This window comes from Enterobacter sp. RHBSTW-00994 (assembly GCF_013782625.1).
Classification (GTDB): Bacteria; Pseudomonadota; Gammaproteobacteria; order Enterobacterales; family Enterobacteriaceae; genus Enterobacter.
In genome coordinates this window covers 1,402,630-1,423,838 of record NZ_CP056199.1, presented here as the reverse complement: position 1 = coordinate 1,423,838, position 21,209 = coordinate 1,402,630, and the positions used below count along the sequence as shown (strand labels likewise).

Here is a 21,209-nt window from a genome sequence, read left to right as displayed (position 1 = left end):
GATTCATCTGCGAAATATTTCCCCGCCGCCGCTCAAATTGTATTCGACTGGACAAGCTGGAAAAACAGTCATAATCTTAATCAATCGATTGATTAATTTTTAGTGCCACCATGAATACGACCCCAACGACAACAAAAGGCGAGCAAGCCAAAAGCCAGCTCATCGCCGCCGCGCTGGCGCAGTTTGGCGAGTATGGATTGCATGCCACGACACGCGATATTGCCGCCCAGGCCGGGCAAAACATCGCCGCGATCACCTACTATTTTGGCTCAAAAGAAGATTTGTACCTCGCCTGTGCGCAGTGGATTGCCGATTTTATTGGTACAAATTTTCGCCCGCACGTTGAAGAGGCAACCACGCTGTTCAGCCAGCCATCACCGGATCGTGGCGCAATCCGTCAGCTGATCCTCAATGCCTGCCATAATATGATTCGGCTTCTTACGCACGACGATACGCTGAACCTGAGTAAGTTTATCTCACGCGAGCAACTCTCGCCTTCTGCCGCCTACCAACTCGTTCATGACCAGGTCATCGCCCCCATGCATGGCCACCTGACGAAACTCATCGCGGCCTATACCGGGCGCGAGGCGAACGATACCGAAACCATTTTGCATACTCACGCACTACTGGGCGAGATACTCGCTTTCCGTCTGGGCCGGGAAACCATTTTATTACGCACTGGCTGGACACAATTTGATGAGGATAAAGCTGCGCAGATTAGTCAGGTCATCACCTGTCACCTCGATCTGATCCTGCAAGGTTTAACACTAAGGAGCCTGAAGTCATGAAAAAACCTGTCGCCATTATCCTGGCGGTTGCTGTTCTGCTTGTTGCGGGCGTTGGTGGCTGGCTGTGGTATCAAAGCCAACAAGATCGCGCCCTTACGCTGTATGGTAACGTCGATATCCGAACGGTGAACATGAGCTTCCGCGTGGGCGGACGTCTGGCATCACTCACCGTTGATGAAGGGGACGCCATTAAAACCGGACAGACCCTGGGTATGCTGGATAAAGCGCCGTATGAAAATGCATTAATGCAGGCCAAAGCCGGGGTTTCAGTTGCACAGGCGCAGTATGACCTGATGCTGGCGGGCTATCGTGACGAAGAGATCGCTCAGGCGGCAGCCGCAGTCAAACAAGCGCAGGCCGCCTTCGACTATGCGCAGAACTTCTATAACCGTCAGCAGGGGTTGTGGAAAAGCCGCACGGTTTCTGCTAACGACCTTGAAAATGCCCGCTCATCACGTGACCAGGCACAGGCTACGCTGAGATCTGCGCAGGATAAATTGAGCCAGTACCATACGGGTAATCGCCCGCAGGATATTGCCCAGGCCAAAGCCAGCCTTGAACAGGCTCAGGCGCAACTCGCTCAGGCCGAGCTGGATCTGCACGACACCACGCTGGTCGCCCCATCCGATGGCACGCTGATGACCCGGGCCGTAGAACCAGGCAGCATGTTAAGCGCGGGAAGTACCGTCTTAACCCTCTCCCTGACGCGTCCGGTATGGGTACGTGCCTATATTGATGAACCGAATCTCGACCAGGTACAGCCGGGGCGCGAGCTGTTGCTGTATACCGATGGCCGACCAGATAAGCCTTATCACGGCAAAGTGGGTTTTGTTTCACCAACTGCCGAGTTCACCCCGAAAACCGTTGAAACACCGGATCTGCGTACTGACCTGGTCTACCGTTTGCGTATTATTGTGACCGATGCTGACGATGCACTCCGTCAGGGTATGCCTGTCACCGTGAAATTCAGTGACGGGGGAAAACATGAATGATGCGGTTATCCAGCTAGAGGGGTTGGTCAAGCGTTTTGCAGGGATGAACAAACCCGCCGTTGCCCCGCTCAACTGTACGTTGCAAAAAGGCTATGTGACCGGGCTGGTTGGCCCTGATGGCGCAGGTAAAACCACACTGATGCGTATGCTGGCAGGCTTGCTGAAGCCCGATGAAGGCCGTGCCAGCGTACTCGGCCTCGATCCGATCAAAGACGACAGCGCCTTGCACGCCATGATGGGTTACATGCCACAGAAGTTTGGCCTGTATGAAGATCTGACGGTGATGGAAAACCTGAATCTGTACGCTGACCTGCGCAGTGTCACCGGTGAAACGCGGCAGAAAACCTTTGCCCGTTTGCTGGAATTTACCTCGCTGGGGCCGTTTACCGACCGACTGGCCGGGAAACTCTCTGGCGGGATGAAACAGAAACTGGGGCTGGCCTGCACGCTGGTCGGTGAGCCGAAAGTCTTACTGCTGGATGAACCCGGCGTCGGCGTCGATCCCATTTCACGTCGCGAGCTATGGCAAATGGTGCATGAACTGGCGGGTGATGGAATGCTCATTCTCTGGAGTACCTCTTATCTTGATGAGGCAGAGCAGTGTCGTGATGTGTTGCTGATGAATGAAGGTGAACTGCTTTATCAGGGTGAACCAACGAAACTGACGCAAAGCATGGCCGGACGAAGCTTTTTGCTGCACAGCCATAAGGAGTCAAACCGCAAGCTGCTTCAGCGGGTGCTGAAATTACCTCACGTCAGCGACGGTATGATTCAGGGACGTTCTGTTCGCATTATCCTCAAAAAAGCGGCCACAGCGGACGATATTCGCGGCGCGCAAGGCATGCCGGAAATTGAGATTGAAGAGACAGCACCGCGCTTTGAAGATGCATTTATCGACCTGTTGGGCGGTGCAGGGACATCGGAGTCACCGTTAGGCGCTATCCTGCATACCGTGGAAGGTACAACGGGCGAAACGGTGATTGAAGCCAAATCCCTCACCAAGAAATTTGGGGATTTTGCCGCCACGGATAACGTCAATTTTGCCGTCAAACGCGGAGAGATTTTCGGCCTGCTGGGGCCTAATGGCGCGGGTAAATCGACCACCTTCAAGATGATGTGTGGATTGCTGGTTCCGACAGCGGGTAAAGCACTGGTGCTGGATATGGACCTTAAGGTCAGCTCAGGTAAAGCACGTCAACACCTGGGCTACATGGCGCAAAAATTCTCGTTATACGGCAACCTCACCGTGGAGCAGAATTTACGGTTCTTCTCCGGTGTCTATGGCCTGCGCGGGCGGGCACAAAGCGAGAAAATATCCCGCATGAGCGATGCATTTGGCTTGACCACCATTGCCTCCCATGCCACGGACGACCTGCCACTCGGCTTTAAGCAGCGTCTTGCGCTGGCCTGTTCCCTGATGCACGAACCCGATATTTTGTTTCTTGACGAACCCACGTCAGGCGTTGACCCCCTCACCCGTCGCGAATTTTGGCTGCACATCAACAGCATGGTGGAAAAAGGTGTAACCGTGATGGTCACGACTCACTTTATGGATGAGGCGGAGTATTGCGACCGTATCGGGCTGGTCTACCGCGGTAAGCTTATCGCCCACGGCACGCCGGATGATCTTAAAAGTCAGGCGGCTGATGAAACACAGCCGGACCCGACAATGGAGCAAGCGTTTATTACGCTGATCCATGACTGGGATAAGGAGCACGCCAATGAGCATTAACGCTATTTCGTGGCGCAGAGTCCGCGCGTTATGCATCAAAGAGACGCGCCAGATCGTGCGCGATCCCAGTAGCTGGCTGATAGCCGTGGTGATCCCGCTGTTGCTGCTGTTCATTTTTGGTTATGGGATTAATCTCGACTCCAGCAAGCTGCGGGTCGGTATTTTGCTGGAGCAGCATAGCGAAGAGGCCCTGAGCTTTACTCACGCCATGACCGGCTCGCCTTACATTGACGCCACCATCAGCGACAATCGCCAGGCGTTGATTCAGAAAATGCAGGCCGGGCGGATTCGCGGTCTGGTGGTTATTCCCGTGGATTTCGACGCCAACATGGCACGCGCCAATACTGACGCGCCTGTCCAGGTGATTACCGATGGTAGCGAGCCGAACACGGCCAACTTTGTTCAGGGCTACGTAGAAGGCATCTGGCAGTTGTGGCAAATGCAGCGGGCAGAGGACAGAGGTGAAGAGTTTGAACCACTCATCGACGTACAAACCCGCTACTGGTTTAACCCTGCCGCTATCAGCCAGCATTTTATCATTCCCGGAGCGGTCACCATCATCATGACGGTGATTGGGGCGATTCTGACCTCACTGGTGATTGCCCGCGAGTGGGAACGCGGCACGATGGAAGCCCTGCTCTCCACGGAAGTCACGCGTGTCGAGCTCTTGCTCTGTAAACTGATCCCCTATTACTTCCTCGGCATGCTGGCCATGCTGCTCTGTATGCTGGTCTCGGTGTTTATCCTCGGCGTACCGTACCGCGGCTCGCTGGTCCTGCTATTTTTTATCACCAGTCTGTTTTTACTCAGCACATTGGGCATGGGGCTGCTGATCTCCACCGTGACCCGTAATCAGTTCAACGCGGCGCAGGTCGCGCTTAACGCCGCTTTTTTACCCTCAATTATGCTGTCGGGTTTTATTTTCCAGATAGACAGTATGCCTGCGGTGATCCGCGCGGTGACCTATATCATTCCTGCGCGCTACTTCGTGAGTACGCTGCAAAGCCTGTTCCTGGCCGGCAATATCCCGGTGGTGCTGGTGATCAACATTCTGTTTTTGATGGCGTCAGCGGTGATGTTTATCGGCCTGACGTGGATAAAAACCAAACGGCGGCTGGATTAAGGAGCGAACATGTTTCACCGTTTATGGACATTGATACGCAAAGAGCTGCAATCCCTGCTGCGCGAGCCGCAGACTCGCGCAATTTTGGTTTTGCCTGTGCTTATTCAGGTTTTTCTGTTCCCGTTTGCCGCGACACTTGAAGTCACCAATGCCACAATTGCGATCTACAACGAAGACAGCGGCAAGCACTCTGTCGAGCTGACGCAACGGTTTGCACGTGCAAAAGCCTTTACGCATATCCTGTTACTTAAAAGCCCGCAGGAGATCCAACCCACGATTGATACGCAAAAAGCGTTGCTGCTGGTACGTTTTCCGGCTGATTTTTCCCGCAACCTGGATACGTTTCAGACCGCGCCGATGCAGTTGATCCTGGATGGACGTAACTCGAACAGCGCCCAGATCGCTGCAAACTATCTGCAACAGGTCGTGAAGGACTACCAGCAGGAGTTACTTCAGGGAAAAACCAAACCCAACAACAGCAAGCTGGTGGTGCGTAACTGGTATAACCCGAATCTGGATTACAAATGGTTTGTCGTGCCGTCGCTGATCGCCATGATCACCACCATCGGCGTGATGATCGTAACGTCACTCTCTGTGGCCCGTGAACGCGAGCAAGGTACGCTGGATCAGCTTCTGGTTTCCCCTCTGGCAACCTGGCAAATATTCGTTGGCAAAGCCGTTCCGGCGCTGATTGTGGCGACCTTCCAGGCATCGATTGTACTGGGCGTGGGGATCTGGGCTTATCAAATTCCGTTTGCCGGATCGCTGGCACTGTTTTATTTCACCATGCTGGTTTATGGCTTGTCACTGGTGGGATTTGGTCTGCTGATTTCAGCGCTCTGCTCTACACAACAGCAGGCGTTTATCGGCGTATTCGTCTTTATGATGCCCGCTATTTTGCTGTCGGGGTATGTCTCTCCGGTAGAGAACATGCCGGTGTGGTTACAGGATCTGACGTGGATTAACCCAATCCGTCACTTTACGGATATCACGAAGCAAATTTATCTGAAGGATGCGAGTCTGGATATTGTCTGGGGAAGTTTGTGGCCGCTACTGGTCATAGCGGCCACGACAGGTTCAGTGGCGTACGCGATGTTTAGACGAAACATTGCGTAGCTTTTTCTCTTTGGTCAGTAATGATACAACCGCAGGCCCTGCAAGGATCACCAGCCCCGCAAGGGCCAGCAGGTAGTTGTTTTGCAAGACTCGTGATAACAGCCATAAAACGATCATTGCTGCACCAAAATACCAGGTGGTGGTGAGCTCTTCGAGCACATCACCCACCTCGCGCCAGCGCGCTTCGTGATGTCGCTGTAAAAACAGCATCGACAACACAGTTACGCCATACAGGACGCATAAACCTAAGCCGACACGCACCAGCGTACCGCTCATCCAGCCCATCACCAGTACGGCCACGACCAGTAAATGCAACATTATCTGCCAGCAACTTAGGCCAGTTGCCACACGAACACGTTGTTGCCACTTCATGGCTTCTCTCCTGAAGAATATCTCTCTGCTCAATCAGACTACCGCACTTTACGGAAAATTCCGTAACACCGCATCTTTTTGTGACGCCGACTACACTTTATTTTCATCAGGATAGTGACGTTGGCAGGAGTTTATGATCCAAAAAAACCGGCATTTCTCGCTGAATGTGCTGACGATTAACACCCATAAAGGTTTCTCGGCATTTAACCGTCGTTTCATGTTACCCGAGCTACGCGACGCGATTCGAACCGTCAGCGCGGACATTGTCTGCCTGCAGGAAGTGATGGGATCGCATGACACCTACTCGCAGCAAATCAACAACTGGCCCAGCGTTCCGCATTACGAATTTCTGGCTGATTCCCTGTGGCACGATTATGCCTACGGACGCAACGCGGTCTACCCAGAAGGGCATCATGGCAATGCGGTGCTGTCACGTTTTCCCATTGAACATTACGAAAACCGGGATGTATCGATCGGGGAGAGTGAAAAGCGCGGGCTGCTTTACTGCCGCATCGCGCCACCGGATCTCGCGTTTCCCGTTCATGTTGGCTGCGTTCATCTCGGCCTGCGGGAAGCCCATCGCAAAGCGCAACTGCAGATGCTGGCGAACTGGACCAATACCCTGCCAGAGGGAGAGCCTGTGGTTATCGCGGGGGATTTTAACGACTGGCGGCAGCGTGCCAACCACCCGCTGAAAGTGAATGCCGGGCTGGAGGAGATTTTCACCCGTGCACATGGCCGACCGGCGCGCACCTTTCCGGTCCGCTACCCCCTGCTGCGTCTCGACCGAATCTACGTGAAAAACGCCCATGCCAGCGTCCCAAGGGCACTGACGTTACTCAACTGGCGTCATCTCTCCGACCACGCGCCTCTCAGTGCGGAGATCCATTTATGAACAGCTCATGGCGGGAAGGTAACAGCATCACGCTGCTGGAAAATGGCGATGAGTATTATCCGGCAGTGTTTGACGCCATTCACCGCGCACAACAGAAAGTGATCCTTGAAACCTTTATCTGGTTTGAAGACGAGGTGGGTAAACAGCTGCACAGCGTGCTGCTACGCGCCGCCCTGCGCGGTATCAAAATCGACGTCTTACTCGACGGCTATGGCTCGCCGGATCTCAGCGATGACTTCGTCAACGCACTCACGTCTGCTGGCGTGGTGTTCCGCTACTATGATCCCGCCCCGCGCCTTTTCGGGATGCGCACCAACCTCTTCCGTCGAATGCACCGCAAAATCGTGGTGGTTGATGAGGTCGTGGCGTTTGTCGGTGGTATTAACTATTCCGCCGAACATATGTCTGGTTACGGGCCGGAGGCCAAACAGGATTACGCCATTCGGATCGAAGGGCCCGTGGTTCAGGATATTTTACTGTTTGAGCTGGAAAATCTGCCGGGTAAAGAAGCGGTTCGCCGCTGGTGGAAACGCCGTCATCGCCCCGAAGAGAACCGGCATCCTGGTGAGGCACAGGCGCTCTTTGTCTGGCGCGATAACGGAGAACACAGGGACGATATCGAACGCCATTACCTTAAAATGCTGGCGAACGCGAAGCGCGAGGTGATTATCGCCAACGCCTACTTCTTCCCCGGTTATCGTCTGCTGCACGCCATGCGCAATGCCGCCAGGCGCGGTGTGCGTGTAAAGCTGATTGTCCAGGGCGAGCCGGATATGCCGATTGTCAAAGTGGGCGCGCGCCTGCTCTATAACTATCTGGTAAAAGGCGGCGTGCAGATATACGAATATCGCCGCCGGCCGCTGCATGGCAAGGTCGCCCTGATGGACGATCACTGGGCGACCGTCGGCTCAAGTAACCTTGACCCACTGAGCCTGTCACTCAATCTGGAAGCAAACCTGATCGTTCACGATCGCCAGTTCAACCAGACGCTACGCGATAACCTTCAGGGGCTGATCGCCAATGACTGCGTACGGGTGGATGAATCGATGGTTCCAAAACGCACCTGGTGGAATCTGGGTATTGGGGTGGTGGTGTTCCACTTTCTGCGCCATTTCCCGGCGATGGTGGGATGGCTGCCAGCCCATACGCCTGAGCTTGCGCTGGTCGATCCCCCGGCTCAGCCCGAAATGGAAACACAGGATCGTATTGAAGCGGAAGAAAGCGGAGGGAAAACCTGATGTCAAAATCCCATCCTCGCTGGAGGCTGGCAAAAAAAATCCTCACCGGATTATTCTTTCTGGCGGTCGCAGTATTACTGGTGATTTACGCGCAGAAAATTAGCTGGGAAGAGGTCTGGAAGGTTATCCGCAATTATAACCGCCTGACCCTCCTGAGTGCTGTTGGGTTGACGGTGCTAAGTTATCTTATTTACGGCTGCTATGACCTGCTGGGACGCGCTTACTGCGGTCATAAACTTGCAAAACGCCAGGTCATGCTGGTGTCCTTTATTTGTTATGCCTTTAACCTGACGCTGAGTACCTGGGTTGGCGGCATTGGCATGCGCTATCGTCTCTATTCACGTCTTGGACTGCCCGGCAGCACGATCACGCGCATTTTCTCGCTGAGCATTACCACCAACTGGCTGGGCTATATTCTGCTCGGCGGCGTGATTTTCACCGCAGGGATAGTTCAACTGCCAAAGCACTGGTATATCGATGAAGCCACATTGCGAATCGCGGGCACAGTTCTACTGTTGGTGATTGCAGCATATCTGTGGGCCAGCGCGTTTGCCAGACGCCGCCATATGACGATTAAGGGGCAAAAACTGGTGCTGCCGTCGTGGCGATTCGCCGTTATACAGATGGTCGTTTCCAGTGCCAACTGGATGGTGATGGGCGTCATCATCTGGTTATTGATGGGCGAAGAGGTGAACTATTTCTTTGTGCTCGGCGTGCTACTGGTGAGCAGTATCGCCGGTGTTATCGTGCATATCCCGGCCGGGATAGGTGTGCTGGAAGCGGTGTTTATTGCCCTTCTCGCCGGAGAGGAGATCTCCCATGGAACCATTATTGCCGCCCTGCTCGCTTACCGTGTGCTCTATTACTTTCTGCCCCTGGCGCTGGCGACGGTGTGTTATTTGATTCTGGAGAGTCGGGCGAAGACGTTGCGGGCAAAAAATCAGAAGGCGTTAGCGAAGTGATTTCCCCTCACCCCGGCCCTCTCCCATTGGGGAAAGGGTTAGGGTGAGAAGGAATGTTTAGCGACGGTTGCCCAAAATACGCAGCAACATCAGGAACAGGTTTATAAAGTCGAGATACAGGGTCAACGCGCCCAGAATGGAGTATTTGCGCAGCGTTGAACTGTCGCGTACATCGATCTGCTCACCAATATTTTTCAGTTTCTGCGTGTCGTACGCGGTTAATCCGACAAAAACAACCACCCCGATATAGGTCACCGCCCACATCAATGCTTCGCTCTTAAGCCACAGGTTGACCAGCGAGGCCAGCACAATCCCAATCAGCCCCATAAACAGCATGCTGCCGAAACCGCTCAGGTCACGTTTCGTGGTGTAGCCGTAAAGACTCATCGCGCCAAACATCCCACCGGTAACCACAAAGGTACTGGCGATGGAGGAGTAGGTATAGACCACGAAAATGCTGGAAAGCGTCAGCCCTGTCAGTGCCGAGTACAGCATGAACAATGTGGTTGCCATCCCCGCACTGAGCTTTTGCACCAGACCAGAGAGCACAAACACCAGCGCGAGTTGTGCAATAATCAGACCAAAGAAGGTGATTTTGCTGGAGAAGATAAACATCATCAACTCAGGCGTATTTGCGGCATACCACGCGATAAACGCGGTGAGCAGCAAACCGACTGTCATCCAGCCGTAGACCTGAGCCATATACGTTTGCAGCCCGGTTCGGGACTGCTGAACAATAGAATCGGAACGCGGAAATCGGTCCATGATTCACTCCTGATTAAGTAGACACACACGTTAAGACTAACACATCCACATAAACCAGCTACCAACGGCCAGCGGCTTGTTTATCACTTTCTCGCGATTCAACCCAGCGGTCACCCTCTGGCGTCGCTTCACGTTTCCAGAACGGTGCTTTGGTTTTGAGGTAATCCATGATGAACTCCCCGGCAGCAAAAGCGCTGCTACGATGTGCACTGGTGACGCCGACAAAGACGATCTCCTCACCAGGCCACATTTCACCGATACGGTGGATAACCGTCACCCGTCCGAGCGGCCAGCGGCCACGCGCTTCGTCGACGATTTCAACCAGCGATTTTTCCGTCATACCAGGATAGTGTTCCAGCGTCAGTGCTTTCACGCTGTCACCCAGATTGTGGTTGCGCACTTTGCCGGTGAATGTTACCACTGCGCCATCTTCATCACGCTCCGCCAGCCAGCCATATTCTGCGCCAACGTCAAAGCGATCGTGACCTACCAGAATTCGCGTTTCTGCCATATCAGCCTCCGGTAACCGGTGGGAAGAAGGCAACCTCATCGCCCGCTTTCAGCGGATGATTAAAGTCCACCAGCGTCTGGTTAACTGCGGCCAGCAGTTTGCCCTCATCCAGCGCCAGCGCCCAGCGTTCGTCTTGTTGTGCGAGATGCGCACGCAACGCGGCCACGTTATCAAATGGGGTCTCCAGCATCAGGCTGTCGGTGCTGACTAACTCGCGCACCTGTGCAAAAAAGAGCACTTTAATCATTGCTGTCCACCCTAAAATCACCGGATTTGCCGCCGCTTTTCGCTAACAAACGGATCGGTCCAATCACCATGTCTTTTTGTACGGCTTTGCACATATCGTAAATAGTCAGTGCAGCCACGGACGCCGCCGTCAAGGCTTCCATCTCGACGCCCGTTTTTCCGGTTAGACGGCATAATGACTCAATGCGTACACGGTGGTGCTCAGGCTGGGCCTGCAGGTTCACCTCCACTTTGCTGAGCATCAGCGGATGACACAGTGGGATTAAATCCCAGGTGCGTTTCGCCGCCTGGATCCCGGCGATACGGGCAGTAGCAAACACATCACCTTTGTGGTGACTGCCCTCGATAATCATCGCCAGCGTTTCAGGTAGCATCGTAATGAACGCTTCAGCGCGTGCTTCGCGTACCGTTTCAGCCTTGGCAGAGACATCAACCATGTGGGCTTCGCCAGCAGCATTAATATGGGTCAGTTGCGACATAACTTATTTCTTTAGATGAGGATGAAAATTACACGGACGGGTTCGCGCATCGAGCTGCGGGGCAATAATGTTTTCCCAGGCAGTACGACACGCTTTGGTTGAGCCAGGCATCGCGAAAATCAACGTTTTGTTCGCCACACCGGCAACCGCGCGCGACTGCAGTGTGGATGTGCCGATCTCTTCAAAGGAGAGCATACGAAACACTTCGCCAAAACCTTCAACTTCGCGGTCAAACAACGGTAATAACGCTTCTGGTGTCTGATCTCCGGCGGTGAATCCGGTTCCGCCGGTGATCAATACAACCTGAACGTCATCGCTTGCGATCCACTGAGAGACCTGAGCGCGAATCGCGTAGCGGTTCTCTTTGACAATCGCTTTATCCGCGATGTGATGCCCGGCTTCGAGAGCGGCATCGCGCAGCCAGTGGCCGGAGGTGTCATCCTCTTCGCCACGGCGTTCAGAAACGGTAAGAATAGCAATGCGTGTCGGGATAAATTCTGCGCTTACCTGACTCATTTTCTGGTTCCTTCTTAAGCCTGATTACCCGCCAATGTATGACAGGTTCTGAGTAATTCCGGTGTTGCCCTGGTGCAGGAAGTGGGTCTGTTTTTTATGCGTCAGGGCAGCGGAAATGCGCGCTTCAAGTGCGGCTTGTTGAGCATCGTCTTCCAGCAAATCGCGTAAATCGACACCGCCATCACCGAACAAGCAGAGATGCAGCTTGCCCACAGACGAGACGCGAAGACGATTGCAGGTGGCACAGAAATCTTTCTCATACGGCATGATAAGGCCAATTTCACCTTCGTAATCCGGGTGACAAAAGACCTGCGCCGGTCCATCGCTGCGCTGGCGGATCTGATGGATCCAGCCGCGTTTTAGCAACGCGTCGCGAAGCACCATGCCGGAGATATGGTGGCGACGGAACAGATCGCTGCCCTCGCCGGTTTCCATCAGCTCAATAAAACGCAATTGAATACGGCGTGGTTTAATCCACGCCAGAAAGGTGTCCAGTTGATGATGGTTAACATCGCGCATCAAAACCGTATTGACTTTCACCTTGTCAAAACCTGCAGCAAAGGCAGCGTCAATACCGTCCATCACCTGTTGAAACTTGTCTTGTCCGGTAATGGCCTGAAACTGGCGGGCATCGAGGCTGTCGACGCTGACGTTAATGGCCGTCAGACCAGCATCGCGCCATTTTTCAGCGTCACGCGCCAGACGATAACCATTGGTGGTTACCGCAATTTGACGAATAGCAGCATTTTCGCGGACGGCGGCGATGATATCGGTAAAGTCCCGGCGTAGCGACGGCTCTCCACCGGTCAGGCGCACCTTTTCAGTACCGAGTTCAGAAAACGCGCGCGTCACGCGGCGCACTTCATCCACGGAGAGAAAGCCGTTATTGGTGACGCTGCCCGGTTTATAGCCGTCAGGCAGGCAATAGGTGCAACGGAAGTTGCACACATCGGTAATCGACAGACGTAAATAGAAGAACTTACGCGCGAAAGCATCAGTGAGTTGTGAAGCCATGTACACCTTTCCAGATACGGGAGGCACAGTCATTTCTTTCTGTACCCTGGTGGCGAAACCGCCACGGCCAGAGCGCCATATCTTTCGACACAGGCACAAAGGCTAGAGTGTATGTTTTCAAATTTGAAAACGTGGTTATGCCGATAGTAGCGCGGAAATTAGCTCTTCGCCATTCCCGCTATTCGCTATATAATTATATATATAGCGGCATGATCGTGCACTTTCGCTACAGAATACGCAAAAACAGCACTTTCGCATTGATATACGTCATTTTGCATCGGGTGAGGCATCGTCTTTTAGGGGTAGTTAGGTTACTGTTACGCGGTTCGAACGTGATAAGGAATAGGTATGCGCAATCGCACTTTTGCGGATCTTGATCGTGTGGTCGCTCTCGGCGGAGGGCACGGCCTGGGGCGAGTAATGTCATCATTATCCTCGCTGGGTTCCAGGCTGACAGGGATTGTGACAACGACCGATAACGGAGGCTCTACAGGGCGGATCCGTCGCTCTGAAGGCGGTATCGCCTGGGGTGATATGCGTAATTGCCTGAACCAGTTAATTACGGAACCCAGCGTCGCTTCTGCGATGTTTGAGTACCGTTTTGGCGGTAACGGAGAGCTTTCCGGCCATAACCTCGGAAATCTGATGTTAAAGGCACTCGATCACCTGAGCGTGCGCCCACTTGAAGCCATCAATTTAATACGTAACCTGCTTAAAGTAGACGCTTTCCTGATACCAATGTCAGAGTATCCGGTTGATTTGATGGCAATCGATACAGAAGGTCATGAAGTTTATGGTGAAGTGAATATTGACCAGCTTACTCTCCCGCCCAAAGAGCTGATGACCTATCCCAGTGTACCCGCCACGCGCGAAGCTGTGGAGGCCATTGCCGAGGCGGATTTGATTCTGATTGGCCCAGGCAGTTTCTACACCAGCCTGATGCCGGGCCTGCTGGTGAAAGAGCTGGCGCAGGCCCTGCGCAGAACGCCTGCTCCCGTCGTGTACATTGGCAATTTGGGTCGCGAACTCAGCCCCGCCGCCGCCAGCCTGAAACTAGAGGATAAGCTCAGCCTGATGGAGCAGTATGTCGGGAAAAAGATTATCGACGCCGTTGTCGTTGGGCCGAAGACGGATGTCTCTGGTATTCAGGGGCGCGTGGTGGTTCAGGAGCCTCTGGAAGCGGACGACATTAAATATCGCCATGACCGCCACCTGCTGCGTGAGGCGCTGGAGAAGGCCATTCAGGCGCTGGGTTAGCGGTTTCAGCAAGTTGCTGTTAGTTGCCCACAGATGAGAGGGCAGGCAGGATGAATGGCAGCCACTGGCTGCCATTTTACTTTCACCTAGGATGCGGCAATAAACAGATCCCGCAATTGATGGAGCTGGTCGCGGATCTGCGCGGCTTCTTCGAATTCCAGATTCTGAGCGTGCTGCATCATCTGCCCTTCCAGTTCGTGAATTTTCTGCTGCAGAGCTTTTGGTGTCAGCACCACGGTATCTTCCTCAACCACTGAGCGAGACTTGCCACGACCTTTCGCTTTGGTTCTGGCAAGACCCTGGCCCAGCGCCAGAATATCCACGACCTTCTTGTTCAACCCTTGCGGAACAATGCCATTTGCTTCGTTGTACTGCTGTTGCTTCTCGCGACGGCGCTCGGTCTCACTGATGGCTTTTGCCATTGATGCCGTGATCTTATCGCCGTAAAGAATGGCTTTACCGTTGATATTACGCGCAGCACGACCAATGGTCTGAATAAGCGAACGTTCAGAGCGCAGGAATCCCTCTTTGTCGGCATCCAGTATTGCCACCAGCGACACTTCTGGCATGTCCAGGCCTTCTCGCAGAAGGTTAATCCCGACCAGCACGTCAAATTCGCCCAGACGCAAATCGCGGATGATCTCCATACGTTCGACCGTATCGATGTCCGAGTGAAGATACCGCACGCGCTCGCCGTGTTCCTCGAGATACTCAGTAAGATCTTCAGCCATACGTTTGGTTAACGTTGTCACCAGAACACGTTCATTGATGACCGCGCGCGCACGGATTTCAGACAAAAGATCGTCCACCTGCGTGGCGACCGGGCGCACTTCGATCACAGGATCAAGCAGACCGGTTGGACGCACCACCTGGTCAACCACTTCATCGCCGGATTTTTCCAGCTCATAGTTGCCTGGTGTTGCCGAGACATAGATAGTTTGCGGTGCAAGCGCTTCAAACTCTTCAAACTTCATTGGACGGTTATCAAGCGCCGACGGCAGGCGGAAACCGTACTCCACCAGCGTCTCTTTACGGGCGCGGTCACCCCTGTACATGCCGCCAATTTGCGGAATGGTCACGTGCGATTCGTCAACAACCAGCAAGCCATCAGCCGGCAGGTAATCAAACAGTGTTGGCGGAGCTTCGCCTGGACCACGCCCCGAAAGATAACGGGAATAGTTTTCGATACCAGAGCAGTATCCCAGCTCATTCATCATCTCAAGGTCGAACTGGGTACGTTGACTCAGACGTTGCTCTTCAACCAGCTTATTGTTTGCCAGCAGCACTTTACGACGCTCGGCCAGCTCCACTTTGATCTCTTCCATGGCCTGCAAAATACGTTCACGCGGTGTGACGTAGTGCGTTTTCGGGTAAATGGTAAAACGCTGAATAACCGATTCAACATGGCCAGTCAGCGGATCAAAGAGCGACAAACGCTCGACCTCTTCATCGAACAGCTCAACGCGCAGCGCGAGATCATCAGATTCTGCCGGGAAAATGTCGATCACTTCACCGCGCACGCGGAACGTCCCGCGCTGGAACGCCTGATCGTTGCGGGCGTATTGCAGTTCCGTCAGGCGGCGTACAATCGCGCGCTGATCGATAATCATCCCCTGCGTAAGATGCAACATCATCTTCAGATAGAGGTCCGGGTCGCCCAGACCGTAAATAGCGGAGACGGAGGCCACAACGATGACATCACGCCGTTCGAGAAGCGCCTTGGTTGCCGAGAGGCGCATCTGCTCAATGTGTTCGTTCACCGACGCATCTTTCTCGATAAACGTGTCAGAGCTTGGGACATAGGCTTCTGGCTGGTAATAGTCATAGTACGAGACGAAATACTCTACCGCGTTCTCAGGGAAGAACTCTTTCATCTCGCCGTACAACTGCGCCGCCAGCGTTTTATTGGGCGCCAGCACCATTGTGGGGCGCTGCAAATCGGCAATCACGTTGGCGATGGTGAAGGTTTTACCCGAACCGGTCACGCCCAACAGCGTTTGATGTGCAAGCCCATCTTCCAGCCCCTCTTTCAGACGACGAATGGCGTCCGGCTGATCGCCAGAAGGACGAAAAACAGAATTCAATTTGAACGGTTTACTCATGGGCGACAACCTGATGACCTAATAAGCGGCAGGTGAGTAATTTTACTCGCTGTTGCCAGGATTGCCAGCAAAAAAGACTGGATGAAAAACCAGTAGCGTATCAGAATATTTAGATTAGCATCCGGGTGATTAGCGTAAACCCGGCTGAAATGTAGACTGTGACAAAATAAAACACCAGCGACCACCGGTTATCCCCAGAACTTTTCCTTTTTTAACATTTGTCAAGCCATGTAATGAAAGTTTTGTGGCAACGAGTGACAGTTTCATTACGGCAATTGCTTTTATCTAACCAATTAATTAATAAGCGATATTTCCTAAAGCCGTGTTTCGCACCAATTCAGGCGTAGGCCGCGTATTCTCTCGCTTATCGCGTGTTTTCTAACTCTAATACACATGGTTATCCACAGGAATAGTGGATAACTGCTTCCAGCCCGTACAGACCGCCACTCAGCAAATTCCCGGTTTTTCCCATAGGTGGGGTGACAAAAAATTTTTATCGCTATTTTTTGATGATAATCAGTTGAGTTAATCATAACGAACTGGTGAGATCTTACTCACAATTTCGCCATTCTGATGCCTGCACCACAACCCAACAGCCAGGCACTGCGACTGTGCAAGACGGCCACAATCTCCGCTCATCGCTGTGATGTATTCCTAAAAAAGTCTCTTTTTTAATCAACTTGCCGGATCTGGCAGGGGTTTTGCACATTCCCGTATGAGCCCCACCCACCGCGATAATTAAGGAGAGAAACATGTTGAGTCTGCGTGCAGTCAATCAGTTTTACGGAAACCAACATACGCTATGGAATGTTGATTTAGATCTCCCGCCAGGCCTGTGTACAGGGGTGATTGGCCTGCCGGGTATGGGCAAAACCACCCTGATGAACTGCATTACAGGGAATGTACCGGTTGAAAGCGGCACTATCATCTGGCATGAAGCGGGTGCTCCGCCGCGTGACCTGCTCGGCCCAGCCCCCGAGCAGCGCAACATGGTCGGAATTGGCTACGTCCCGCAGGATCGGCGGATTTTTTCACAACTGACCATTGAGGAAAATCTGCATATCGCCATGCGGGCAACCGGAAAGCCTGATCCTGTCGCCAAAAGTGAGGTCTATGACTTGTTTCCGCAGCTATACGCGTTGCGACAAACCCGTGCAACAGGACTCGCCCCTGACGACCAGTACCAGCTCGCACTCGCCAATGCGCTGGTGAGCCGCCCACGCGTCTTGATCCTCGATGAACCCATGCTGGGTGCGGGACACAGTTTTGCGCAAAAGCTCGGGCACTTGCTGGTGCGGTTAAATCGGGAGTTGGGGATGACCGTGTTGTTAGCAGAACAGCAGCTATCGTTTATCCGCCGGGTCGCAGATCGCTTTTGCGTGCTCTATCGTGGGCGTAACGTGGCTCAGGGCCACGTTAACGAGCTGGATGATGCGCTTATTGCGCACTGGATGACGCGGGATGCAAGACGCTGAGCTCCAGATAACGTCCGGTTTCAGCATGGTCAGCACCGTCCGCAAGCCACGGAATCTCTCCGAGGAACGGTGCGGGAAGAACCCGTTTAAGGGTGGTCAGATATGCCTGATGACGTTTGCCAGGGGCAACGACATCGTTGGCAATCCAGCCAGCCAGACGCAACCCCGCATGCTGAACGGCCTGTGCCGTCAGCATGGCGTGGTTGATACAACCCAGCTTTACGCCAACGACCAGGATAACCGGAAGCTGCTCGGTGCGCACCCAGTCGGCGAACGTCTGCGTTTCTGAAAGCGGAGTAAACCAGCCGCCAGCCCCTTCCACCAGTACCCAATCCGCCTGATTTTCCAGCGACTTTAACCCAGCAGATAATACAGCGAAATTGATGGGGCGTTGTTCGTCAGCGCTCACGATGTGCGGTGAGGTAGGTTCTTCAAAGGTATAGGGGTTTACGGCTTCGTAGGAAAGAGGGACGCTGCTGTTACGTTGCAATGCCAGCGCGTCGGTATTTCGCAAACCTTCTGGTGTCATCTCACTGCCAGAGGCCACCGGTTTATACCCCGCAGTGATATGTCCTGCCAGGCGAGCCGCCTGTAGCAACGCGGAACTGGCAACCGTTTTGCCCACTTCTGTATCTGTTCCGGTGACAAAATAACGTTCAGTCACGTTCGATAATCCCATGAAATAATTGATAAGAGAGCGGGAACTGACCCCGCTGTTGCGGCCAGGCCAACTCCAGCAGGCGTAACTGCCCACGAGTGAGCGCCTTTCGCTCGCGCCCGGCATGCAGATGCGTTGCACCAATGCCCTTCAGGGAACGCATCGCGGTGAGTGCATCGCTGAAGTTAAGCGTAATGGTCTGTACCCTACTGCGATAACGCCAGCCAGCCAGCGTCTGCACCACCTCGTGATGCGAGAGAAACCGGTTCGCATGCGGCTGTTCATCCACCGTTTTCCAGGCCTGATTTAATTCCGGTAACGCGCTTTCGAGTAACGTCGTAAAGGCCACTTTTCCGCCGGGTCTCGCCACCCGATACAATTCATGCAGCGCCTGCGGCAGGCTACTGCACCACTGAACGGCAAGGTGGCTCCAGACCAGGTCAAACTGCGCATCGGGTAATGGAATCGCCTCAATATCGGCAACCAGATAGCTTTCGGCAGATTGCTGTTCACGCGCCTCATCGAGCATCTTCTCAGAGAGATCCAGGGCCGTGACGTGGCTTCCCGTATCGCGCCAATAGCGGCTGTTCGCTCCCGGTCCGCAACCTGCATCCAGCACGTACGGGAAATGCCCCTCTCCCAGCGCGGTAAGTAACCCCTGCGCACTTTGCCGCTGAAGTTCATCGTGCCGGGAATAGCTCTGCGCTGCCCGGCCAAACGCCGCGGCGATAGCCTGCTTATTGACTGGCGACATGAAGCGCCTCCAGCAATGCATCGATATCTTCGGGTTCGTGCGATGCGGCAAGCGTCAGACGCAAACGCGCAGTCCCCTCAGGTACGGTTGGCGGCCGTATCGCCGTCACCCACATGCCTTTCTCGCGTAGCGACTGCGCCAGCCGCAATGCCCGACGGTTATCACCCACAATGACTGGCTGGATAGCGCTCAGGGAATCGGTTCGCTGAAACGGCAACGTAGTCAGCCCCTGACGGAATCGCTGAATATACGAGGTTAATTTCTCCCGGCGAGCCGTCCCTTCTTCGCTGCGGATCACCTTCAGCGAAGCCGAAAGTGCAACAGCCTGCGCGGGGGGCATGCTGGTGCTGTAAATCAGATGTCGCGCGAACTGCAGCAGATAATCGGCCACTGCTTCACTGCACAACACGGCAGCACCGCTGATGCCGAATCCTTTGCCAAAGGTGACGACCAGCAGCTCCGGTTTCACGCCCTGATGATGAGCGCTCCCGCGCCCTTCATCACCCATCACGCCAATACCGTGGGCATCATCCACCAGCATCCAGCAATTTTTCTTCTGTGCAATGGCGTGCAATTCCCCCAGAGGAGCACTGTCGCCATCCATGCTAAACACCCCCTCTGTCACCATGAGTTGCTGTCCGGTACAGGGCTTGTCCAGCAAGGCAGACAACTGCGGTGCATCGTTATGCGCAAAGCGACGCAACTGCGCCGGGCTAAGATTCGCAGCTTCCAGCAGTGAGGCGTGGCTTAAGCGGTCCGCCACAATCCGGTCGTCTTTTCCCATCAGAGCCGTGATGACCGCCTGATTGGCCGCAAAGCCAGAGATGAACAACAACGCGCGCGGGTAGCCTAGCCAGTCAGCAAGCTGTTCTTCCAGCGCCTGATGAGCCGTTGTATAGCCGCTAACATGCCCCGAACCGCCACTTCCCACACCATACCGCGCCGCCCCATCCTGCCAGGCGCGAACAATCTGTGGGTGCTGGCTCAGGCCGAGGTAATCGTTACTGGAAAAATTGCAGAAACGCAGGCCTTCACGGGAGAGAAAACGGCCTGCGCCGTTTTCCACTACCTTTCGCACGCGAAAAGCCTCGGCCGCCCGACGCCCCTCCAGGGCGATGTTTATCCTTTCGTGCCAGGTCATACGGCTGCCGCGTTATAGAACTGTTCGGTATCAGCGTTGAAAATCTGCTGTTCCAGTTGCTGCTGTTGCTCGTTATCCCCCGTCAGAACGTCGGTCTGGTGCGGGTTTAAGCCCAGTTTGCGGAACAGCTGAACATCTTTGTCCTCTTCCGGGTTTGGTGTGGTCAGCAGTTTGCAGCCGTAGAAAATGGAGTTTGCTCCCGCCATAAAGCACATGGCCTGAGTTTGTTCGCTCATCTGTTCACGGCCCGCCGAGAGGCGAACGAAAGAGGTCGGCATCATGATACGCGCCACGGCAATGGTGCGGATAAAATCAAACGCATCCACATCGTCGTTATCCGCCATTGGCGTGCCTTTCACTTTTACCAGCATGTTAATAGGCACGCTTTCCGGCGGAGTCGGCAGGTTCGCCAGCTGTAACAGCAGACCGGCACGATCTTTCACCGTTTCCCCTAAACCTACGATGCCACCAGAACAGACTTTGATCCCCGCATCACGCACTTTATCCAGCGTATCCAGACGCTCCTGGTAGGTACGGGTGGTAATAATGTTGCCGTAAAACTCAGGCGACGTGTCGAGGTTGTGGTTGTAATAATCCAGTCCTGCGGCAGACAGTCGCTGCGCCTGGTTTTCATTCAGCGTACCCAGCGTCATGCAGGCTTCCAGCCCCATCGCTTTCACGCCCTGGACCATCTGCTCCAGATACGGCATATCGCGATCGTGAGGGTTTTTCCACGCCGCCCCCATGCAAAAACGGGTGGACCCGGCATTTTTTGCCTTACGCGCAGAGTCGAGCACTTGCTCAACTTCCATCAGGCGTTCAGACTCCAGCCCGGTTTTATAGCGCGCGCTTTGCGGGCAATATTTGCAATCCTCCGGGCAAGCGCCGGTTTTAATCGACAGCAACGTACTGACCTGAACATGGCGAGGGTCAAAGTGCTGGCGGTGTACCTGTTGCGCTTCAAACATCAGTTCCAGGAACGGTTTATTGAATAATTCAGTAACTTGCGACATCGTCCAGCGTGCGTGGTGAGCCATTGGGCTTCTCCAAAGGGTTTTGTTAATTTTCGGTTC

22 protein-coding genes and 1 riboswitch are annotated in these 21,209 nt (G+C 54.0%); of the genes, 10 read left to right on the top strand and 12 right to left on the bottom strand.

Going from position 1 to position 21,209, the window contains the following annotated elements; translation table 11 throughout:
- The first annotated feature begins 110 nt into the window (after positions 1-110).
- Genes cecR through HV346_RS06700 form a run of 5 tightly spaced genes read left to right on the top strand, consistent with a single transcriptional unit; the run spans position 111 to position 5,751 of the window.
- Complete coding sequence (gene cecR, locus HV346_RS06720; protein WP_181622756.1) at positions 111-788, top strand: transcriptional regulator CecR; 678 nt, start codon at positions 111-113, stop codon at positions 786-788.
- Positions 785-1,780, top strand: coding sequence for a secretion protein HlyD (hlyD, locus tag HV346_RS06715; protein ID WP_181622755.1), 996 nt, complete (start codon positions 785-787; stop codon positions 1,778-1,780). The genes cecR and hlyD overlap by 4 nt, the downstream gene beginning before the upstream one ends.
- On the top strand, positions 1,773-3,512 hold the full coding sequence (locus HV346_RS06710; RefSeq protein WP_181622754.1) for an ATP-binding cassette domain-containing protein: 1,740 nt from the start codon (positions 1,773-1,775) through the stop codon (positions 3,510-3,512). The genes hlyD and HV346_RS06710 overlap by 8 nt, the downstream gene beginning before the upstream one ends.
- On the top strand, positions 3,502-4,635 hold the full coding sequence (locus tag HV346_RS06705) for an ABC transporter permease (protein ID WP_181622753.1): 1,134 nt from the start codon (positions 3,502-3,504) through the stop codon (positions 4,633-4,635). Before HV346_RS06710 ends, HV346_RS06705 begins: the two co-directional genes overlap by 11 nt.
- A 9-nt stretch (positions 4,636-4,644) precedes the next feature.
- Positions 4,645-5,751, top strand: coding sequence for an ABC transporter permease (locus tag HV346_RS06700; RefSeq protein ID WP_181622752.1), 1,107 nt, complete (start codon positions 4,645-4,647; stop codon positions 5,749-5,751).
- Here the strand turns inward: HV346_RS06700 and HV346_RS06695 are convergent.
- A complete protein-coding gene (locus HV346_RS06695; RefSeq protein ID WP_181622751.1) occupies positions 5,713-6,123 on the bottom strand; it encodes a YbhQ family protein in 411 nt (136 codons plus the stop codon). The two genes, HV346_RS06700 and HV346_RS06695, sit on opposite strands and share 39 nt — an antisense overlap.
- Before the next feature lie 133 nt (positions 6,124-6,256).
- On the opposite strand from HV346_RS06695, the gene HV346_RS06690 reads away from it, so the two are divergent.
- Genes HV346_RS06690 through HV346_RS06680 form a run of 3 tightly spaced genes read left to right on the top strand, consistent with a single transcriptional unit; the run spans position 6,257 to position 9,218 of the window.
- Positions 6,257-7,018: an endonuclease/exonuclease/phosphatase family protein gene (locus tag HV346_RS06690; RefSeq protein ID WP_181622750.1), complete on the top strand. Its 762-nt coding sequence runs from the start codon at positions 6,257-6,259 to the stop codon at positions 7,016-7,018.
- Entirely contained in the window at positions 7,015-8,256 is a 1,242-nt protein-coding gene (gene clsB / locus HV346_RS06685; protein ID WP_181622749.1) for a cardiolipin synthase ClsB, read from the top strand. Before HV346_RS06690 ends, clsB begins: the two co-directional genes overlap by 4 nt.
- Positions 8,256-9,218 carry a YbhN family protein gene (locus HV346_RS06680; RefSeq protein WP_181622748.1) on the top strand — a complete coding sequence of 321 codons (963 nt, stop codon included), beginning with the start codon at positions 8,256-8,258 and terminating at the stop codon, positions 9,216-9,218. Before clsB ends, HV346_RS06680 begins: the two co-directional genes overlap by 1 nt.
- A 57-nt stretch (positions 9,219-9,275) precedes the next feature.
- On the opposite strand, the gene HV346_RS06675 is transcribed toward HV346_RS06680, so the two are convergent.
- The 6 genes from HV346_RS06675 to moaA all read right to left on the bottom strand — a co-directional run bounded on the left by HV346_RS06675 (position 9,276) and on the right by moaA (position 12,749).
- Positions 9,276-9,983, bottom strand: a complete 708-nt coding sequence (locus HV346_RS06675; RefSeq protein WP_181622747.1) for a Bax inhibitor-1/YccA family protein — start codon at positions 9,981-9,983, stop codon at positions 9,276-9,278.
- 58 nt (positions 9,984-10,041) lie between these two features.
- A complete protein-coding gene (gene moaE, locus HV346_RS06670; RefSeq protein ID WP_181622746.1) occupies positions 10,042-10,494 on the bottom strand; it encodes a molybdopterin synthase catalytic subunit MoaE in 453 nt (150 codons plus the stop codon).
- A 1-nt stretch (position 10,495) separates the two neighbouring features.
- The gene (moaD, locus tag HV346_RS06665; protein ID WP_181622745.1) at positions 10,496-10,741 is read right to left on the bottom strand and encodes a molybdopterin synthase sulfur carrier subunit; all 246 of its coding nucleotides are present in this window, start codon (positions 10,739-10,741) and stop codon (positions 10,496-10,498) included.
- Complete coding sequence (moaC, locus tag HV346_RS06660; RefSeq protein WP_181622744.1) at positions 10,734-11,219, bottom strand: cyclic pyranopterin monophosphate synthase MoaC; 486 nt, start codon at positions 11,217-11,219, stop codon at positions 10,734-10,736. Before moaC ends, moaD begins: the two co-directional genes overlap by 8 nt.
- Positions 11,220-11,222: 3 nt before the next feature.
- Complete coding sequence (gene moaB, locus HV346_RS06655) at positions 11,223-11,735, bottom strand: molybdenum cofactor biosynthesis protein B (RefSeq protein ID WP_181622743.1); 513 nt, start codon at positions 11,733-11,735, stop codon at positions 11,223-11,225.
- Between the two features lie 24 nt (positions 11,736-11,759).
- Positions 11,760-12,749, bottom strand: coding sequence for a GTP 3',8-cyclase MoaA (gene moaA, locus HV346_RS06650; protein ID WP_181622742.1), 990 nt, complete (start codon positions 12,747-12,749; stop codon positions 11,760-11,762).
- Positions 12,737-12,871: riboswitch (molybdenum cofactor riboswitch) on the bottom strand. Its footprint overlaps the gene before it by 13 nt.
- A 226-nt stretch (positions 12,872-13,097) precedes the next feature.
- On the opposite strand from moaA, the gene yvcK reads away from it, so the two are divergent.
- On the top strand, positions 13,098-14,006 hold the full coding sequence (yvcK, locus tag HV346_RS06645; RefSeq protein WP_181622741.1) for a uridine diphosphate-N-acetylglucosamine-binding protein YvcK: 909 nt from the start codon (positions 13,098-13,100) through the stop codon (positions 14,004-14,006).
- A gap of 86 nt (positions 14,007-14,092) precedes the next feature.
- Here yvcK and uvrB read toward each other — a convergent pair whose 3' ends face one another.
- Positions 14,093-16,108 carry an excinuclease ABC subunit UvrB gene (gene uvrB, locus HV346_RS06640; protein WP_181622740.1) on the bottom strand — a complete coding sequence of 672 codons (2,016 nt, stop codon included), beginning with the start codon at positions 16,106-16,108 and terminating at the stop codon, positions 14,093-14,095.
- A 752-nt stretch (positions 16,109-16,860) separates the two neighbouring features.
- Here uvrB and HV346_RS06635 point away from each other — a divergent pair.
- Complete coding sequence (locus HV346_RS06635; protein ID WP_181622739.1) at positions 16,861-17,583, top strand: ATP-binding cassette domain-containing protein; 723 nt, start codon at positions 16,861-16,863, stop codon at positions 17,581-17,583.
- Here the strand turns inward: HV346_RS06635 and bioD are convergent.
- The 4 genes from bioD to bioB are packed head-to-tail and all read right to left on the bottom strand — an operon-like array spanning position 17,546 to position 21,173.
- A complete protein-coding gene (gene bioD / locus HV346_RS06630) occupies positions 17,546-18,247 on the bottom strand; it encodes a dethiobiotin synthase (RefSeq protein WP_181622738.1) in 702 nt (233 codons plus the stop codon). The genes HV346_RS06635 and bioD overlap by 38 nt on opposite strands.
- Positions 18,240-18,995 carry a malonyl-ACP O-methyltransferase BioC gene (gene bioC, locus HV346_RS06625; RefSeq protein WP_181622737.1) on the bottom strand — a complete coding sequence of 252 codons (756 nt, stop codon included), beginning with the start codon at positions 18,993-18,995 and terminating at the stop codon, positions 18,240-18,242. Before bioC ends, bioD begins: the two co-directional genes overlap by 8 nt.
- On the bottom strand, positions 18,979-20,136 hold the full coding sequence (bioF, locus tag HV346_RS06620; RefSeq protein WP_181622736.1) for an 8-amino-7-oxononanoate synthase: 1,158 nt from the start codon (positions 20,134-20,136) through the stop codon (positions 18,979-18,981). The genes bioC and bioF overlap by 17 nt, the downstream gene beginning before the upstream one ends.
- Entirely contained in the window at positions 20,133-21,173 is a 1,041-nt protein-coding gene (bioB, locus tag HV346_RS06615; RefSeq protein ID WP_181622735.1) for a biotin synthase BioB, read from the bottom strand. The genes bioF and bioB overlap by 4 nt, the downstream gene beginning before the upstream one ends.
- Positions 21,174-21,209 lie beyond the last annotated feature (36 nt).

What these genes read in the sequence shown, in the direction of transcription:
- HV346_RS06690 (WP_181622750.1), top strand. Translation starts at nt 6,257, where the DNA reads ATGATCCAAAAAAACCGGCATTTCTCGCTGAATGTGCTGACGATTAAC.
- HV346_RS06700 (WP_181622752.1), top strand. Translation starts at nt 4,645, where the DNA reads ATGTTTCACCGTTTATGGACATTGATACGCAAAGAGCTGCAATCCCTG.
- uvrB (WP_181622740.1), bottom strand. Translation starts at nt 16,108, where the DNA reads ATGAGTAAACCGTTCAAATTGAATTCTGTTTTTCGTCCTTCTGGCGAT.
- moaC (WP_181622744.1), bottom strand. Translation starts at nt 11,219, where the DNA reads ATGTCGCAACTGACCCATATTAATGCTGCTGGCGAAGCCCACATGGTT.
- HV346_RS06705 (WP_181622753.1), top strand. Translation starts at nt 3,502, where the DNA reads ATGAGCATTAACGCTATTTCGTGGCGCAGAGTCCGCGCGTTATGCATC.
- moaE (WP_181622746.1), bottom strand. Translation starts at nt 10,494, where the DNA reads ATGGCAGAAACGCGAATTCTGGTAGGTCACGATCGCTTTGACGTTGGC.
- HV346_RS06695 (WP_181622751.1), bottom strand. Translation starts at nt 6,123, where the DNA reads ATGAAGTGGCAACAACGTGTTCGTGTGGCAACTGGCCTAAGTTGCTGG.
- clsB (WP_181622749.1), top strand. Translation starts at nt 7,015, where the DNA reads ATGAACAGCTCATGGCGGGAAGGTAACAGCATCACGCTGCTGGAAAAT.
- moaD (WP_181622745.1), bottom strand. Translation starts at nt 10,741, where the DNA reads ATGATTAAAGTGCTCTTTTTTGCACAGGTGCGCGAGTTAGTCAGCACC.
- hlyD (WP_181622755.1), top strand. Translation starts at nt 785, where the DNA reads ATGAAAAAACCTGTCGCCATTATCCTGGCGGTTGCTGTTCTGCTTGTT.
- cecR (WP_181622756.1), top strand. Translation starts at nt 111, where the DNA reads ATGAATACGACCCCAACGACAACAAAAGGCGAGCAAGCCAAAAGCCAG.
- moaB (WP_181622743.1), bottom strand. Translation starts at nt 11,735, where the DNA reads ATGAGTCAGGTAAGCGCAGAATTTATCCCGACACGCATTGCTATTCTT.
- HV346_RS06710 (WP_181622754.1), top strand. Translation starts at nt 1,773, where the DNA reads ATGAATGATGCGGTTATCCAGCTAGAGGGGTTGGTCAAGCGTTTTGCA.
- bioC (WP_181622737.1), bottom strand. Translation starts at nt 18,995, where the DNA reads ATGTCGCCAGTCAATAAGCAGGCTATCGCCGCGGCGTTTGGCCGGGCA.
- HV346_RS06680 (WP_181622748.1), top strand. Translation starts at nt 8,256, where the DNA reads ATGTCAAAATCCCATCCTCGCTGGAGGCTGGCAAAAAAAATCCTCACC.
- yvcK (WP_181622741.1), top strand. Translation starts at nt 13,098, where the DNA reads ATGCGCAATCGCACTTTTGCGGATCTTGATCGTGTGGTCGCTCTCGGC.
- bioB (WP_181622735.1), bottom strand. Translation starts at nt 21,173, where the DNA reads ATGGCTCACCACGCACGCTGGACGATGTCGCAAGTTACTGAATTATTC.
- HV346_RS06635 (WP_181622739.1), top strand. Translation starts at nt 16,861, where the DNA reads ATGTTGAGTCTGCGTGCAGTCAATCAGTTTTACGGAAACCAACATACG.
- HV346_RS06675 (WP_181622747.1), bottom strand. Translation starts at nt 9,983, where the DNA reads ATGGACCGATTTCCGCGTTCCGATTCTATTGTTCAGCAGTCCCGAACC.
- bioF (WP_181622736.1), bottom strand. Translation starts at nt 20,136, where the DNA reads ATGACCTGGCACGAAAGGATAAACATCGCCCTGGAGGGGCGTCGGGCG.
- moaA (WP_181622742.1), bottom strand. Translation starts at nt 12,749, where the DNA reads ATGGCTTCACAACTCACTGATGCTTTCGCGCGTAAGTTCTTCTATTTA.